Here is an 18,597-nt window from a genome sequence, read left to right as displayed (position 1 = left end):
TCGTCCTACCGGGTGCCGGCGCTCTCCCCCGCGGTGGGCAGCGGCCCACCCAGCCGGCGATGGACGGTCTCCAGCAGGTGCTGGATCGGACCGTCGTAGCGCGTTCCGAGGACGAGGCTGGTGGCGTACTCGGCGATGGCCTCGAACGGGCCGCCCTCGGCGGCGTACTCGCTGACCGATGCGAGGGCCTGCTTCTCGGAGCGCTGGGTGAACCGTGTCCTGTGCTGGTCGATGTAGCCGACGGGGTCGTTCATGAAGTGCAGGACGTGGAAGGTCTCGTGGACCGCCAGGCCGACGGCACGGTTCGGAACCCGGTCGTACACGGCGTACACCTCATCGGTCGCCGGATCGAACCGCAGATCGGGGGAGATGATCACGTGGTTCGGTTCGAAGGCCTCCGCTTCGGTGTCGAAAAGCAGCTCGGTCTCCTTGACGCGCACCTCACCGTTCGACCGCAGGCCGATGTCGAGACGCCGGCGGTAGCGCGGAAGGTGGAAGTTCATCTCGGGCAGCGCGTATCCGGCCGCACGGATCGTTTCCATCGCGGTGAGGACGTCGGCGATCCGCTGTGCGGCGTGGGGGTCGTTCCGTTCGTGGTGGAAGGTGACGACCGCGGAACCACTGAGCTGAGAACGGGTGATCACCTCCTCCCGGTTGTTGCGATCCCAGAGCACCCGCCTGTTCACCCGCTGGAGATAGCGCGTGAGTTCCGGATACTCCTGGTAGTGCCCATCGGTCAGCCGCTCGGCGAGTTCCTGGTCCGACAGGCCCTTCACGAAGACGCCCGCCGTGTCGTGGAGTTCGTCGACCACCTTCCGGAACACCGCACTCCTGTGGTCCACGAAATCCTGGACGGCCGAGCCGGTGAGACGGCCGTCGAGGCCGCGCGGCCCCATCAGCAGCCGGGCGATCCGGTCGCCGCTGTCCGGAGAGTTCCTCGGACGCTTCCTCTCCAGATGCCGCGCCAGGCCGGGCGCGAGGTTCATGTAGCTCTCGTCGAGGATCGACTCTTGGTCCTCGTCCGTGGAGTCGGACGCCTCGGTGTCGTCCGCGCCGCTCACCCCCTGTCCGCTCGGCCCCGCGGCGGAGAACGACTCCCCAGGCATCCACTGCAGGAATCCGTCGTTCCGCGCTCCTCCGGGTACCTGTCCGGGATTCACGTGCCTGGTGCCGAAGTGCCGCCTGGCCGCCTCGGAGAGTCGTCGGGCGCTGTCCTCGGAGCCCTCGTGCAGTTCCAGTGCCACCGCGGTGCGGATGTCCGCCAGCAGCTCACGCGCGGATTCGTCCGTCAGGGACGGCAGCTCGTGTCGGCCGGCCATGATGCCGCTCGCCTCGGTGAGGAGGTGCCGGGCACGCTCCTCGGTGAGCTTTCCGAGACGCCTGTGGGCACTGGCGAAAGCGCGCTGCCAGTCGGCCGTCGCGGAGGCGCCGGATGCCTCAGAGTGCGCGGCGTTCGCGGTGTTCGCGGTGGCCGGCTCTCCCGCTTCGGGAGAGCCGGGCAGCGGTGGCTCCGTGCCCCGCGCCGTCGGCGGCGCCTCCAGCGCGCGCAGCACGATGGTGCCCGTCGCCCATCGGGTGGCGCCGCCCGGCCCGGTGATCCGCGCCACGGCGATCGCCTCGACCAGGTCACTGCGCGCGCCTCGCGCCTCCCCCGCCTTCGGGGTGCCGAAGCGCAGCATCTCGCGGCGCGGGGCCATGGACGTGTGGGTCTGCCCGGCGCCGGCGCGGTCCCCCAGCAGCGGCACCGTGGGGCCGAGGCGGTCGGCGCTGTCGAGCGGGCCGCTGTGGCCGAGGACCAGGGAGGGGGACGTCGTCTGGTCCGTCTGGGAGGAGGAACCGTCCGTGGCGATCTCGACCCGGTCGATGGCGGTGTCGACGCTGTGCGTCAGGGTGCGCGGGGCGTACAGCGACACCTGGATCGACACCTCCGCGGTGCCCGGCTGTCCCAGGAACGGCGCGGTGGCGGCCGGGGTCAGCCTGGTGGGCCTGCCCGTCGAGACCGGCCCGGTGAGCCGGACGAGCATGCCCTCCACCGAGGCCGGGGCGGGCAGTTGGGGCCGGTCGCCCAGCGCCGGGTCGACGGCCCGCAGCGCCTCGTCGATCCCGGACAGTCCGTCGAAGCCGTACACCGCGACGGGCAGACCGGGAAGCCAGGGCCCGTCGGCGAGGAGTGCGCGCAGCGCGGTGGGGACCTGCATGTCGATGACGGTCTCACCGGGGCGCGCCACGAGGGGACGGGCGGGGTCGTCGGTGTAGAGGGCCGGAGTGATGCGGGCCTGCTCCACGGTCTGCCCCACCGGTACGGTCCGCCCGGCCGGCGCCGTCGCTGCCGCCGGGGTCTCCGAGCCGTTGAAGCGCAGGACCACCTGGGCGTCGATGCCGTCGGACACCTGCTGGAAGGGACGGGGCAGCGGTCCGGTCAGGTTCTCCAGGGGGCCGATGAGCCGTCCGTACGCCGAGGCAGCCAGGCCGGTCAGGCCGGTGAGCCGGCCCAGCGAGGCCGTCAGACGCCATGCCATGCCGGGCAGCCATGCCTCGTCCAGCATCCGGGAGGTGACCGTCGCTTCGTAGCGGTAGCGGAGGTCGGCCTCCGTGACGCTCAGCATGCTGCGCTCCCAGGCCCGCCGTTCACGCGTCGACGTGGCCGTCCCGGTGGCGCCGGTCTGCCGTGCGGCCGCCAGGGTGGCCCGCACGCCGTGGCCCTCGTCGTGGACCAGCGGCGAGAACTCCAGCGTGTCGGCGGCCGCGGTGGTGTGCGTCCGGCGGGTGGTACCGGGGACGGGCAGCGCGCCGCCGTCGCCGCTGGTGTGGCCGAGGATGTTGTCCAGGCCGGGTTTGCCGACGGCGAGCCGGCCACGGGCGGACGCCAGGTCCTCTGCGGGCCGGGCACGCAGCGCGACCTCCACCAGGACCGGGCCCAGCCAGGAGCCGTACACGAAGTGGAAGGCCGTGTGCCCGTCGGGGCCCGCGCCGACGAGGGTCCGCAGGCCGAGCGAGGTCCCGTGCTCGTTGATGCGGGCCAGGACGCCGGGCACGTAGCCGGTGGTGCCGGGGACGGTCGCTCCCGGGGCGACCCGCTCGACCAGACTGCGGACGGTGTTCTCGAACGCGGACCGTCCGCCCACGGGGTGCGCCTCGGTGACGGCCCCGAAGCCGATCTGTCCGCCGCTCCGGACGAACCAGGAGGGCAGCGGCCGGTCCGACGGGCCGGGCGCGGGTGGCGCGGGCACGTCGCCGAGCCTGAACTCCGGGTGGTTGACCAGGTCGTTGTCGGAGAGCAGGAACTCCACGCCGTCGGGCACCTCGACGATGCGGGCGTCCTCGTACCGGGGTCCGCCGGCCAACGTCGCGGCGGCCAGGTTGTTCCGGCCCGCCCGTACGGTGATCCGGTAGGTCGCCGTGGCGGCGAAGCGGTGGGCGGGCACGTCGTTCTCGCTGGTCACCCGGAAGATCCCGGAGTTGTCGTGCACCGTGGAGCCGTCGGTGACGGTGTGCCGGCGTGTGTAGCGGCCGCTCGGAGTGGTCGGCCCGTACGTGCCCTCCACGGCGAGGCCGTAGGTGTCGCCTCGGGCGGAGTTCTCGGTGTGCGCGGCGCCGTCGACGGACTGCACCCACCGCTCGTAGTCGATCTCCCCGGGGCGCGGCAGCGGCCGCACGTCGCTCAGGCGGCCCTCTACCTCGATCACGACGTGGGTGCCGGAGACGGCGCCGGAGGTACCGACTCCGTGGAGTTCCACCACGTACGAGTCGTTGAAGATCCGGTGGGCGTGGCCGGTCAGGTGGTGCGGGGACAGGCCCGCGTCCACGGCCTCCTGGGCGATTCCGTGGGCGTCGAGGAGGCGCTCCCCGGTGGTGAGCCGCCCGGCTTCCCGTCCGGCGCGCCGCGAGGCGTCGGCGGCCTGGGCGGCCGCCCGTGCCGCGGCACGGGCCGCGGCACGGGCGGCCGACGGCAGCGGCGCCGTCGCGGGCCAGTGCCCCGGCATGCGCGGCGTCCCGGCCTCCTCGTCGGTCACCGCCACCGAGGGAGCGGGCGCTGCCCCGACCGGTCCGGTCCCCCCGCCGTCCCCCGCCGCGAACAGGGCGTGGTCGAGCGCGGCGAACTGCTGCCGCACCGCCTCGCGCACCGCGCCACTGCCCGCGACCCGGGCCACCCAGGCCGTCGCGGGAAGCCGCACCGCGCCGGCCGGTCCGTCGGTGTCCGCGGCGGTGAGCGGGCGCGGCCTCGGCACAGCCGGCGGCTGTGCGGGGGCCGGCCGGTCGAGGGTCCGGAAGGTGGGCAGCGCCAGGGTCACGTGTCCGTCTGCCGTGCTCCGCGCCGGGGCCGTTCCGTCGCTGTAGGACGACCACGTCCGGTAGGTGACGGGAATCCGGTACACCTGCGTGCCGGGGGCCATGGCGTAGTACTCGTGGCCGCTTCCCGTGCTGGAGCCGGTCACGGTCGAGGTCTGGCGGACGTGGGTGTACTCGGGGACGACGCCCCGCAGCACCGTGTCGCCGGGCCGGTCGAGCGGGTTGTCCAGCGAGATCCGCGCGGTGCCGATGTAGGCCACGGGGACGCGAGTGACCTGCTCGTCGCCGGGGACGGTCGAGCCGCTGTAGTTGAGCAGCTGGACGTCGGTCAGGTCACGCTCGTGGGTGACCCCGCCGTCCGGCTCGTCCGTCGGGTAACGGCGCTCCGCGGTGATCCGGAAGGCGAGGCGACGGGGACCCGAGACGCCGGGCACCTCGAAGTGGACCGTCTGACCGCCGTCGGCCATCTCGTCGAGGGCGGCGCGCAGTTCCAGGTCGGAGCGGAGCTGTTCCACCTTGCGTACGTTGTTCAGCCGCGCCAGGTGCAGGGCGTTCTCCGCCGGCCTCCGCGGCCAGGAGGCGGTCCGTTCCCGCCGCGGCGGCAGGAAGCCGTGCTCCTCCAGCCACCCCTCGAGGTCGTCGACGAGCGGCCGGGTCCCCTCGACGTTCAGCGGGGTGGACAACACCCCCGGAGAGCGCAGGTGCAGGACCTCCGGCGGCAGATGGCGGACGGCCTCGCGGGCCTCCGCCGGGACGCCCGTGACGGTGGCCTCGGACGGCACCCGCAGGATCAGCGGGTACGCGGGGGCCTCGGCGAGCCGGGTCCCCGAGGCCGGGCCGCGCTCCGGGCCGTCGGGGCGCACCAGGGTGACGTGGTGGACGGCGTCCGCACGCACCAGCAGCAGCGGTTTTCCGGTCCGCAGCGAGTGCGACGTCCTGGCGCTGCCGCCCGAGCCGAGGGTGTGAGTGATCTGCCGCTGGACGCCTACCTGACCGGTCAGGGTGAAGCCGATCCGCCCGGCGCCGGTGACCGGGTCGGCCGGGCCCGCCGCGAAGCCGAGTCCGATGCCGAAGCCGGCGCCGGCCGCGTTGGTGGCGGCCGCGCTGCCGGCCAGCCGCACCGAGCGCAGCACGTGCGACTCCAGCACGGAGTTGCGGGTGGGCGGCCCGGCGAGGGCGTCGGGACCGGTGCGCTGCGTCAGCTCGCTGCTCAGGCGCAGCATGCCGATGACGGAGCCGTCACGGGCGAACAGGGTGGGCGAGGTGTGCCGGCCGCCGTACATCAGGGGCAGGTTGCCGCGCAGGTTGCCCTCGCCGAGGAAGTGGCGCAGCTCGTCCAGGGAGGACTCGGAGATGTCCGCCAGTTCGCGCGCGAAGGCGTGCAGCACGTCGGCGAGGAACCGGTCGGCGTGCGGCACGCTCTCCACCGCGAACAGCGGCACATGCTCCAGCAGGGTCTCCATCGGCGCGGGGCGCTTGGCGGCGTCCGTACCGGTCAGAGTGGCGGGGTCGGCCTCGTCCTCGACGAGGTGGCGGGGGAACCACGCGGTCAGTGCGCCGGGCGCGGGGGTGCCGGGCGTGTGCCACGGGCCGTCGGTCCCGGCGCTGCGGGGCCGGCCGGCGGCCGGGAGGGTGGTGAGCGCCTCCCAGGCCGTGCGGGTGACCCGTAGCTGCGCGTGGATGTCGTACGCGAACCGCTCATGGGGTTCGCGGTTGCGCAGCAGGAGCATCGGCTGGTCGGTGACACCGGTTGTGAGCGACGCGGTCCGCTGGTTGACGGTGACGCCGAGGCTCGGGCTGACCGTCACCTGCCTCAGCCAGCCGGCGTCCGGGATCCGCCAGGTGTGCCCGTGGGCCAGGCTTCCCGTGCGCAGGTTGCCGGTGCTGCCCGTGCTCCCGGTCTCGCTGACGCCGAACACCCACCGCTGTACGGCGACCGGCGGGCCCTCCGGCATCCGCTCGATGCCCGGGGAGACGGAGCGCGGGTCGGACAGGGCGAACCGGAGGACCGCCCAGCGGGTGTCGTCCCGGTAGGGCACGCGCAGGGGCAGGCCCCGCTCGCTGAGCAGCCGCGCCCACTCGCCGCTGAGGAAGGAGGAGGTGAGGGTGGCGCGCACGGCGGCACGGAGGCGCTCGTCCGGCCCGTGGTCGCCCTCGACCAGCCGGAAGACCTGTTCCTGGAGCCAGCCGACGGTCTCCTCGGGCAGCGGTTCGATGTGGACCATGCCCTGCGTACCGTCCCGGGCAGTGCCGAGGGTCGCCACGGCGGTGCTGAACGGCGGCTGGACGGCGGTGCGCTGGGGCGCCGCGGGCACGGGCCCGGAGGTCTCCGGCATGGCGGGCACGGGCGCGGAGGTCTCCGGCATGGCGGGCACGGGCGCGGAGGTCTCCGGCGCGGCCGGCACCGCGTCCGCGGGGGCGGGCTCCGGAGACTGCTTCTCGCCCGGGACGGCGGCTGTCGCCGCTCGCTCCTTGAACAGCACGGGTTCGACCCTGACGCCCAGCCGGGCGCCGAACCGGCGCGCCACGTTGGCCAGCCACTCGGCGCTCTTCTCGGCGGTCAGCCCCGGACGCACCTTGTCGCTCATGTAACGGCCGGACTTGTCGTTGACCGTCCAGGCTCCCAGCACATCGTTCCAGGCGAACTCACCCGCGATACGCCCGCGGCCGGCGAAGGTGTCGCCGTCGGGGCCGAAACGGACGGCGATCCCGGTGTGGCCGAGTCCGTCCAGGAGGGCGCGCAGCCGCTCCTCCTCCATGCCGGGTTCGGTGCGCCGTACGCCCTCCAGCAGGAGGCCGAACTCCTCCTCGCCCATCGACCTCGTGACGTTCTCGCTGCCCAGCGCGACCCCGCCGTCCTCGGTGACCACATACAGCCACACTGCCCCCCGGTCGCCGGTCAGCAGCGCCGGCGGGATCTCGTCGAGGTCCGCCAGCAGCGGATTGGGACGCACGGTGCCCCGCTCACCCGGGTAGCGCTCCGCGTCCTTGACCCTCTTGGGGCCCACGGCCGGGCCGTACAGGTCGTCGAGTTGTGCCGGGTCGGGGGCGAGGGAGGGCCGGTCCGCCCCGGCCGGCGTCGGTTCGGTGGCGCCGGTGGACCCGGGCGCGCCGAAGGCGCCGAGCGGGGGGCGGGGAGCCACGGCCGCGGCCGTGGTGGTGGGCACGGCGCCGTGGTCCGTCGATGACGAGGCCGGGAGCGGGGCGTCGGGCCGTCCTGGACGCGGGTCGACGGCGAACACGGCGCGCCGGCGCAGTTCGGGGGACGACTCGGTGCCCGGCAGGGCACGCCCCCGGTTGCGGGACCGGATGGTGAAGTCGTCCGCCGACGGTCCGGCGGCGGCCTCCCGTCCGCCAGCCATGGCGTCCAGAGCGGCTTCCAGCCGCTCGCGGAAGCGCGTCACCAGCCAGTCCAGGCGGGCCTGGCCGGTCCGTCGGGCCCGGTCCGTCACGCCGGGCAGGGGCGCGAGGAACTCTCGGCTGCCGTTGCCGCCGACCGAGATGTCGACGGACGGCAGCGGCAGGCCGTGCTCGTGGTTCCACCGTCCGACGCGGGCCACCCGAGCGGCGAGGTGGTCGAGCCGGCGGGACTCCTCCTCCCCCAGCCGCTTCTGCCCCTCGGCGAAGGCGAACCAGGTGGCCGGTCCGGCCAGGGCGTCCTCCGGGACCCCGTGGGCGTCCGCGGTGGCCTCCCGCGCCCCGGCACCGCCCGTCGCGTCGTTCGTCCGCTCGCCGGGCAGGGTGGCGGAGGACTCGGCGCCGTCGTGCGGGGCCGTTCCCGTTGCCCTTCCCGTGTCCGTGTCCGGTTCGGTCTCCTCCGCGACCGTCGCCAGCGTCGTACCGGGCCGGAGTCCGGCGGTCGTCGCCTCCTCGCGCTCCCGCCGCTCCAGGAACCGGTGCACGAGTCCCTCGGGGTCGGTGTGGCCCCAGGACCTCAGGGCCGCCGCGTCCAGGGACTGCCGCAGCTTCGCCGCGGCCCGTGCGACGGCCTGCCGGGTGGCCGCCTCGGAACCGGCCGCGGTGGTCCCGTACGCGGGGACGCCGGGGGCCGTCCGCAGCCGCGCGCGGACCTCGGCGGCCCGCTGGTGGGAGGCCAGGTAGCGCGTCCACGCCTCCTGGCGGGTGCGCGGGAAGTCCGCGGGGTGCGACCGCGGATCGGGCCGGAACCCGGCCGCGTCGGCGTCGAGCTCCTCGGACCAGCTCCGGGGCGCGGTTTCCCGGTCAGCCCCGGTTTTCCCGTCGGCCCCGGATTCCCGGTCGGCCCGTCCGTCGGACTCCACGGCCTCCAGCAGGTTCACGCCGAGGGCGAGCGCCGGGAAGTGGTGGGCCGTCTCGCCCAGGGCCGACAGTGCCGGCTGCTCGTGGAGGAGCGTTCCGCGCGCGTCGAGGTCGAGGGAACGGACGGTTCCCACCATGTCCGGCGGCTGCGCCAGTGGCGTCCGGCCGGCGGCGTCGTACCAGCGGACGGCACCCCGCAGGACGACCGCGTACAGCGGTTGTCCGGGCCCGTCCGCGAAGCCCTCGGGCAGCACCAGCGAGCGGGCGCCGGAGCCGGCGGCGAGCAGGGTGCGCTCCAAGGCGGCCACCGCCTCGGGTCCGGAGCCGGTCCAGCGGCGGAGGGCCACGTCCACGCGCGCGCGTTCCGTCCCGGGAGCGGGTGTGGGCCCGGGCGCGGACTGCGCCGGTGCGTCCGACTCGTCCTCCGCCACGGCCGCCCGCGTGCCCGCCGCGTCCGTGTGGGCGTCCGGGCCGGCGGCGTGGATCTGCCCGGAGGGGTCCGACCAGAGGCTGTGGGCCGTGCCGTCGTCGCCGGTGACGTCGGCACGGACGTACGCCTGGAGTTCGCGGGCGACGTCGCGGACCAGGTGATCGGCCGACAGGGTCATGAAGGAGACGGCCGCCGGGAGCGCGACCGGGCCGGCCGGGTGCCGGGACCCGGCGGCGAGCAGCTCGTCGTGGACGCGGTTGACCTCGCGGACGACCTCGTGGACGGCTTGCTCGTCCGCGGCGGCGGGGGACGGCCCGGCCGCGAGGCGCGCCTCGTACCGTGCCAGGCTGTCGGGCGCCGGGAGGCCCGGATCGGCGGACCGGGCCTCGGCCAGGTCGGTGTTCAGCGTGTCCACCGCCCAGCCCAGTACGGCCTGATGGGCCCACCGGACCAGCGCCGCGCGGTCCAGGCGGAGCACCAGCGCGTCCGGGCGGCCGCCCGCCCCGGCTCGCAGGCGGCGGGCCAGCTCCTGGTGCAGCCGGGCGGTGGTGACACCGGGCCCCTCGGCTGCCTCCGCCATCAGGGCGGCCAGGTCGAAGGAGGGCGCGCCGTCGAAAGTCTCCCGGCCGCGGTCCGGCCGGCCGGCCGGTGCGGGCGCCGCCGCGAGCCGGGCCCGCAGCTCGTCCGCCTCGGCCTGGAACAGCTCCAGGTAGACGTCACCGGTGAACGGCTCGCTGTACCGCGTCGCGCGCCGGGTGACCGGCCCGATGAGCTTGCGGACATACGGCTCCGCCTCCAGCCGGTAGCGCCCCCGCACCCGTACCAGCAGGACCGGGCCCTGCTGTTTGACGTGCTGTTCGCGCCGGTGGTTCTCGCTGCCCGCGTCGGCCACTCCGTTGCCGGTGTACCGCGACGCGCTCGTATCACCCCCCGCGGTGTACGGCGGGAAGGCGCGGCCGTCCGACGACTGCGCCGGGTCGTGCGGGTGGAGGACCCCGGAGCCGGAGGCGCCCACGGAGGCGGAGGGCCGCAGCCGATCGTGGCTGGCGCTGACCGTGCTGCCGTCCAGGTGCTTGGTGTAGCGGCCGGTCCCGGTGCCCTGGATCGGACCGAGGACCTCCAGGTCGTACAGGTCGCCCCGCAGGTACAGCTTGGCCCGGGTCGCGCTGTGGCCGGGGACGAACAACCCGGGGGTCAGCAGGTGGCGCTGTCCCGCCGAGGCCTTCAGGACGTGGCCGGCCAGATGACCCCGGCTCATCAGCTGACGGATCGTCAGGCTGGTGCGGGTCCTCACGCCGTCCGCGCCGGGACCGAACAGCCGGGTCATCAGGGTGAGGGCGGCCGGCAGTCCGTCGTCCAGGAGGGCGCCGGCCACGTAGGCGTCGCTCGGCAGGGCGGGCAGCGGCCGGGGGTCGCGCGGGGCGGACGGACCGTACTGGGGACGGAACTCCCCGATGCCGCGCGGGATCTGGAGGTCCAGTACGCCGGTGAGACGGGTGACGGCGGTGGTGGAGCGGGCGGCGTCCAGACCGCGGTACAGCCCGGCCAGCCAGTTGTTCAGCGGCCGGCCCGCCATGTCCAGGCGGCGGACCTCGACGGTGAGGGTGTAGCGGACCCGGGCCAGGTAGGTGCCGTTCCAGTCGTAGGCGGTCCGGATGTCGGTGTCCGTGTCGGTCCGGGTGGCACCCCGGTGGCGGCCCTCGCCGAGGCCGGTCCCCACCTGGCCGGAGGCGCTCGCGTCACCGCCGCCGAGCCTGCCGGGCGTGAGCGTCTGGGAGAAGTCCCGGGAGGCGCCGACGGCGGTGGCCGAGGCGGCGTGGGTGTAACTCTCCAGACCCGTGTCGGGCCGGAAGTCGTGGATCTCGGGCGCCGACTCCAGTACGGCGGAGAGTCTGATCTCCACCACGTCCGACAGCAGCCAGCCGATCGGGTTGACCAGGTAGAAGGCCTGCCCGGCGGGCGAGAGGAAGTCTTCCCACAGGGTCGTGCCGCGGCCGTCGGCCAGCAGCGCCTGGAGGGAGTCGACACCGCCCTGCAGGCGGCCGATCCGTCGCCCGTCGCCGGTCCACAGCTCGGGACGGGAGGCCAGCAGCCCCGGTGCGGCCCGGTCCACCTGGTCGCGCACGACGTCGAACGTCGACCGGCCGTCGTCGTGGCTGACGGCGTGCACCCCGCTGTGGCCGAGGATCCTGCCGCCCGGGTCCTGGCGGGTGAGGTACTCGGGGAGTCCGGTGCCGGGGAAGGCGTCGCCGGGCTCGGCGAGGTCCAGTGCGAACCGGTCGCCGAAGTCGGCCCGGGTGCGCGCGTCCAGGACGGGCAGAGCGCCGTTGCGGTGCAGGTCCGCCAGCGCCTCGGCCAGGGCCCGGCGGTCCGCGGCCAGTGCGTCCAGGGAGTCCGCCACCGCCTGTCCGGCCTCGTCCAGCGGGCGCGGGCCCGGCTCGGGCACCTCCGCCGCCCAGCGGGTCAGCACACCGGCGATGACGTTGCCGCTGAGCCGGAGACCCCCGTGGTACCAGCGGTTCATCCCGTCGGCGAGAGTCGCGTCGGGGACCGGCACCTCGCCCGCGGCGTACCGGGCGAGCGCCTCCGGTTCGGAGAGCAGGTAGACGACCTCGCGGCCCTTCACCTCGCGCCGGGCCGAGCGCCCGGCCTGCGGCCGCAGTTTGCCGTGCTCCTCCCGGCGGCCGGTGACGGTGTAGTCCACGAGGGCGCGGTAGGCGTAGGCGCGGTTGAAGTCGAGCTGGATCAGTTCGCGGGCGGCGGCGCGCGTCTCGCCGGCGGAGGTGTTCCACTGCAGGCCGCGGCCGGCGTCCGTCTGGCCCTGGAGGAAACCGGTGCCGTCGGAGTCCACGGGGCCGCCGACGGTGACGTCGGCCTGCACCCACCGCAGGCCGTGGGAGGTGGTGTCGGTGGTGCTCACCTGGTTCAGTCCGAACCTGATGACGCCCATCACGAACGGGTCCTCGGTGGCTCCCGTGAAGACGGAGGGCCCCATGGTGCCCCGTATGTCGACCGCGCCGAAGGTGTCACCGAACCAGCCGGGCGCGAAGAACTGGTCGGTGGTGAAGTGCCCACCGAGAATCTGCTTCAGGTGCCCGCGCACCAGGGTGGTGCCGGTGAAGGAGGCCAGTTCCGGGCCGGCGTGGCCCTGCGGACCGGTCAGGTCGCCGAGCACCGCGCCGGCCGCCTCGCGCAGTCCGCTCGTGTCGGCGTAGTGGACCACCGCCCGGTCGAGCACCGCGGGCGGGGTGGGCTTCGTGGCCGGGCCCGCGGAGCGGCCCGGGTCGCGGAGCGGCAGCAGGTACGCCAGTGCCTCCTGCCGGGGCAGTGAGACCGGCTCGGGGTCGCGTGCGCCGGGCCGCAGCCGGCCCCGCACGCCACCGTGCCGCAGCCGCACGGTGACGGTGTAGTCGCTGACCAGCCCGACCTTGGTCAGGCGTCCATGGTATTCGAGCAGTTCGGGCGCGTTGTCGAGATGCAGGACGTTCTCGCCGGCACCGACCTGGCGGTACAGGTCGACGCCGGTCCCGGCCGCCTTGAGCGGGTTGAACGTGGCCCGGCCCCGGACGCCCGCGGTGATCCGCTTGCTGCCGCCGGTGGACTGGCCCGCGGTGTCCATGCCCATGGCCAGGTTGACGAGGTGCAGCCTCCTGGTCGATCCCGCGAAGCGAGGCGGCGCGTTCTCGGAGGCCGTGGCCTCGATCGTGATCTCCGCGGCGTCCAGCGGGTCGGCCGAGAGGGCACCGCCGTGCCGGTACAGGGTGAAGCTGAACCCTCCCGTCTTGCGCAGGTCGTCGTAGAGCGTCTCCAGACCGCGCACACTGAGGTACTTGTCCAGCATGTCCAGGTTCTTCAGTCGGCTGTCCACCACGTTCGCGTCCGACAGGCGGCCACCGCCCGCCAGCGGCGCACTGTGGTCCTCGGGCAGGAAGCCCAGCCGGGTCAGCTGCCGCGCCACCTCCCGGTGGAGCGTGCTCGCCGTCTCCTCGGCCACGTCGACCAGGCCCGTGCCGATGCCGCGCCCCTCGGTGACGAAGGCGGGCACGTCCATGTTTCCGGGGTCGTCCGGGTCGCGTCCGGTCCCCCGCAGCAGGCCGGGCGCGTGGTCCACGGTGCGCCCCAGCGGCCCCTCCCGGACGATCACCACGGGGTCGGCACCGTTCGTCGCGGCCTCCTCGGGCACCTCGGTGACGGAGGAGGCGAGGACCGGCTCGCCGCGCCGCGCGAGGGCCGCCAGCTCGCCGGGATCGGTGACCGTGTCGAGTTCGGTGATCCACGGCCCTTCGCCGGCCGTACGGGGGCTCGGCGCGGTCTCCTCGCGGGACGTGCCGGAGGTCTCGGCGGTCTCGTCGGTCCCGGGCGTCTCATCCGCCTCGAACACCTGGTCGGTCTCGGATGTCCCCACCGTCTCGGGCACCTCGGCCGTCTCGGCGCGCCCGACGGTCGGAGCGTCCTCCCGGTCGCCGCCCGTGCGGTCCGCCGGGCCGGTCTCGACGACGACGGTGCCCCGCAGTGCCTCCTCGTCCACGGGGAAGCCGTACGCGAAGGCGTCCGGCTCGGGCAGCCGTACCAGCGCCTGGCCGGGCACCCCCGGTGTCCTGACCGGCACACCGCCGCGCACCGCCACCACGGCGCTGTGCGTGAGTTCCACCCGGTAGGCGGCGGTGTGACCCACCTCGCGGGAGACCAGGACCCACAGACCGGTCCGGCCGGCGGAGACGCCGTCGGAGTTGGTCCAGGCCAGCGAGAGCGAGGCGGAGACGCCGGCCCCCGGGGCGGGACTCGCGGACGGCACCGGCAGCATGTTCAGCTCGGCCGACGGCAGGGTGAGCGAGCTGGAGTTGCCGATCGTATGGCTGCCTCCGGTGCCGTCGATCGCGGTCCGCACCCGCTCCAGGTGGGCCTTGTCACTGGTCACGCCGACCCGCTCGCCGCGGGAGGCCCGTACGGTGTGCACCTCGACGGTGGCGAGCGGCCTGCCGTGCCTGTCGTGGATCACGAACCGGTGGCCCCGCCCGGTCCCGACCGTCTCGTGCAGGCGGGACGGAAGGGAGCGCAGCTTGTGCAGCAGCTCCCGGCGGGGGGCACTGCCGATCGGCAGGCTCAGTCCCCGCGCCTCCAGCGCGGCAGCCGTCCGGTCGAACAGCGCGGGCAGACCGGTCAGGCCGGACGCGTGGTACACCGCCGGCAGCCGGTGCTCGCGCCCCTCGGTGCCCACCGCGGTGACCTGGGACGGCGTCCGGCCGAGGTAGTGGTCGGGCAGGGCGAGCAGCAGGCGCCCGCCGTCCTCGGGCTCCACCGGGGCGGGGTCGATGCCGTCCCAGCCGCGCGCGGTGTCGGTACGCAGCCGCACCGACCAGCCCGGCCGGTAGGCGATCACCGTCGCCGTGTCCGTGGACACCTCGACCTGGCCGCTCTCGACGTCGCCGACGCGGTTGGTGGACCGGGCCGACGCGTTGGCCGTGCCCGACAGGCCCGCGCCGACCCTGGCGGCCTGGAGCACACCGGGGGTGAGGCCGATGCCGTACGACAGTGACACCGCGCCGCGCGTGGCGCTCGTGGGCCCCGCGTGGGTCTGCACGTGCGCCCCGGTCGCGAAGGAGGCGTTCATCCCCCCGACGACGCGGAAGCCCCGCGCCGCCGGGTCGCGCTCGGGCACCAGACCCTGGGGTCCGGCACCGACCGAGGTCATCTCGGCGGCCGGGGCGGGTGCCGCGGCGCCGGGCGCGGGGGCCGCCGGCCGCTCGGCTTCGACGGCAGCGGCCCGCGCGGCCGGCGCCCCGTCGTACGCGGCGGCCGGGAACCGCACCTCCCTGGGGTCGTGCGGGTCGAGCGTGATCAGCACCTCGGCCCCGCCCAGGGTGAGGAGCAGGCCGTCGGCCGACCCGCTCGCCGCCGGCAGCATGGAGGGGTAGTCAAGGCGCTGGGGAAGGCGGTTCCACTCGTCCTCCGTGATCCGCTGTCCGGCCGCCCCGGCCAGCTCCCGCAGCCGGCGGATCACCTCGGGCACGCCCGGCAGCCCGCCCCGGGGAATTCCGATCGACCGCGCCGCGGGGTGCACCTCGACCGGGTCGCCGAACACCGCCCCGGCCTCGTACGGGGCCCGCCGCACCGGGTCGCCGTCGGTCGCGGCGTCGGCGGCCTCGTCCCGGGTCCACGGCTCGGTGCGCCGCTCCTGGAACAGCGGTGCGCCCTCGGGGTGGCCGGCGTCGAAGAGCCGGAAGCCGCCGCCGGGCCGTCCGGCCGCCCGCGCCGCCTCCGGTGCCCGCGCCGCCTCCGGTGACGGTGCTCCCGCCGCCGCCTCCGGGGCCTGCGCCACGTCCGGTGACTGCGCTTGTGCCGGTACTTCCGGTGCCTCGTGCAGGGTGCCTTGGGCCGGGTCCAGGCGGACGCCGCCGGCGGTGGCGACGACCGGCAGTCCCAGGGCTTCGGCGAGCGGCACCGCGAACCGGTCGGCTCCCGGCGCGGCCAGCACGGGGACGTACCCGCGCGCCGCCGCGGACAGCAGGGCGGCGAGCCCGCCGGTGCTCACCGGCCGCCCGCCGACGGCGAGGCCGCCCTCGCGGGGCTCGCCCAGGACCAGGACGGAGTTCTCCGGCAGCAGGTCCGGCAGCCGCTCCAGGGTCGCCCGGTCGAGGCCCATCGCCGTGGCCGGGGCGTCGGCCTCCGGCAGCCACACCGCGACCGGCCGGTCCCCGTGCCAGGCCGTGCGCGACCGCGAGAGGAGTTCCTCCACGAGCACGGCCTCCGTCACCGGCGTGTCCGGCCGCCCCTCGGTCTCGCCCGGCGCGCCGGCGGGCTCAGCCGGATCGTCCTCCTCCGCGATGGACGGCAGCCGTCCGGCGGACGCGAACCGTCCCCTCGACGCGGACCGCTCCACGCCCCCGGAACCGACGGGGGCGACGGAGGCGGACGACGTGGTACCCGCCGGCGCCTGTGCCCGCGTCTCCGTGACCGGCTCCGCCTGTCCGTCGCCCGGCTCCGCCACGGCCGTCGCCGCCGCCGTGGCCGGGGCGGGGGTCTCGGCCGCCGCAGGGGTTGCGGCCGCGGTGGGTGCCTCGGTCGCTACGGTCGCTACGGTCGCTACGGGGGATTCGGCCACCGCGGAGGCCGCAGCCGCCGGGCCGGGCCCCGCGGCCGAAGCGGAGGCGGAGGCGGGAGCGAACAGGTGGGGAAGCAGATTCTCCAGGCCGTCGGCCAGCTCGCCGTCCTTCAGCGGGAGCATGCCGGTCAGACCGCCGGGGACGTCCACCTCCAGCCTCCTGGGCGGACCGTCGACCGCTTCCATGACGACGGTGACGTCGAAGCGGTAAAGGCGGAAGCTGCGGACGCCCTCCTTGTTGTGCTCGTCGGTCTCCGCGGCCGCGGAGACCAGTTTCTCCTCGTCGACGACGCCGGCCTCGTAGGGCGTCCGGCCCAGCACGGCGTAGCCCTCCTCACCGCCGCCCGCGTCCGCGCCACCGCCGTGGTGGAAACCCCTCACCCTCTGCTCGGTGTGCTCGTGGTCCTCGTCGTCCTGCTGGTACCGGCGGGCCTTGAACCGCACGCCCTCGGCCGGGCCCAGCGTCCGCGCCCCGGTCAGCTCGAAACCGACCCGCACCGTCCGGCCGCCGGCCATGACCTCGTACTGGTGCCGCAGCACCTCCACCAGGCGGGGGCGGATCGAGCCGGCGCTGGTCTCGTGGGCGTAGCGCAGACCCTGCGTGGACATGAAGTCGGGCCGTCGGGCGAATTCGGCGTCCAGGTCGGGGGTGCGGGAGGACCGCAGTGCCGCCACCCTGGCCCAGCGGTGGACCGCGTCGGCCGCGAACACGTCCCACGGGTGGAGGTTCTGCAGCAGCGCGTCGGGGAGCGCCCCGGCCCGCGTGGCGGTGGCCGGCCGTGCCAGGGCCCAGCGCGGGTTCTCGCCGTACGTCCGCCGCAACGGCGCGGGCAGCGGCTCCCCCGGGCGGGCCGGTGTCGTGAGGTGGTCGGGGACCAGGAGCCGGACGCTGCCGGGGACCAGACGGTCGCCGCCGTCGTCGTACCAGGTCCAGAGCCGGTGCGCCTGCCGGAAGCGGTCCCACTCGTCGCCCCGGTCCGCGGCGCGGGCGACCGCGCCGGCCAGCAGGTCGACGCCCCGCGCGAGAGCGGCCGCGGCCTGCGGCAGTTCGCGGGTGGTGCCCAGCTCGACGCGGAACGCCAGCTCGTGTTCGAAGGCGTGCGAACCATCGCGGGTGTTCGCCCGGATGATGGCGACCTTCTTCTCCAGCTCCGTCCCCGCCGAGACCCGGGTGGCGAGGTACCCCGCCGCGTGGTCGACGCCCGCGTGCCCCTGCCGGCCGCTCTCGGAGTCGTGCTCCCCACCGCGCGCGGTGAGAACCCCTCCGCCGCCGGCGGTGCCGCCCCGTTTCCAGGTGGTCTTGTGCTCCTCCAGGCTCTCGCCGCGCAGCGTGAGCTTCACCTCGGGGCGGGGCCGGTGGGCTCGGGCCGGTTCGACCCGCTCCACCGAGACGTTCACCCACAGGTGGGTCGTGGCACCGGCGAAACCCTTGACCGGGAACCAGGCCCACACGCCGCCGCCGAGCAGACTGCCGAGGCGGGCGACGAGCGCGTGGGAGCCGAACACGGCCTCCAGCGACCTGCGCAGCGGATCGGCGGGACCGGCCCCGTCGCCGGAGCGGGGGCGCAGCACCCCGCGTGCCTCCAGGCGTTCGACGACCGCGTCGAGCACCCCGTCGGCGCGCAGCAGTTCGGGGTGGGCGGCGGTGCGCGGCAGCAGGCCGTCGACGAGGTAGCCGCGGGCGACGGGGGCCGCCGCGACCGCTGCCCGCTCGTCCTGTCCGGTCACCGCGCGCGGCGGCCGGACGTCGGCCACCCGGCCCTGGGGCACCAGCAGGTCCACGGCGTCGGCGAAGCGCAGGTAGCGAGGTGCTTCCTCGACGGTCCGGCCGCCCTTGGTCCTGCTGACGGAGACCTCGAAGACGGGGTCGACGCGATAGGTGTCGGGCTTTCCCGCGTAGGTGGCACGGGTGACGTCGATGAATCCCTCCTCGTGCTCACGGGAGCTGGCCCAGTGCAACCGTGCGGTGCCCTGCGCCATCGCGGTCACCCGGCCACCGGGGCCGCCGCCGTGGTGGCCGGTGACCCCGCCGGACTCGTCGCCGTCCGTGACCTCGGCGTCGGCGCCGGAGTCCGAACCGAACCGGAACTGCGGTCCGGCGGCGGCCTGGACCTCGACGGCGTGACCGGCCTCCCGCGGCATGGCGTGGCGCTCGGCGCCCTGGGAGTACTGCTCGATCTCGGTCTCGCCCTCGGCGGACGCGAGTTTCCTGGGCGCGTAGAGGCGCAGCCGCAGCCGCACCGTGGTGTACGAGCCGTCGGCAGCCGGGAAGTCGGCCGCCCGGCCCCGCTCGCCGGTGAGCTGGTCGAAGTAGGCGGCCAGCGACTGCGGGCCGGTCATCGCCGCGATCTCGCGCGGCAGCGGGGCGCCGCGATGGAGCCGCGCGTACATGCCGGCGAGCGTCTGCCGGAGGGCGGGCATCACCAGGAACGACGGGTACAGGCCGAAGGCACCCGAGGAGAGGTCGAGCATCTCCACGCCGGCCGGCCAGGCGCGC

At 75.2% G+C, this 18,597-nt stretch carries 1 protein-coding gene (cut by a window edge); it reads right to left on the bottom strand.

Annotated elements, in window-relative coordinates:
• Positions 1-5: 5 nt before the first annotated feature.
• Positions 6-18,597 carry the final stretch of a scabin-related ADP-ribosyltransferase gene (locus Sdagh_RS04290; RefSeq protein WP_190077980.1) on the bottom strand. The gene runs 40,241 nt beyond the window's last position, so 18,592 of the gene's 58,833 nt are visible here — the last part of the coding sequence; the start codon falls outside the window, past its right edge; it ends in the stop codon at positions 6-8.

This window comes from Streptomyces daghestanicus (assembly GCF_020521275.1).
GTDB lineage: Bacteria > Actinomycetota > Actinomycetes > Streptomycetales > Streptomycetaceae > Streptomyces > Streptomyces griseoviridis.
Note: the sequence above shows the minus strand (reverse complement) of the source record. Positions and strands in the feature narration are given on the sequence as shown.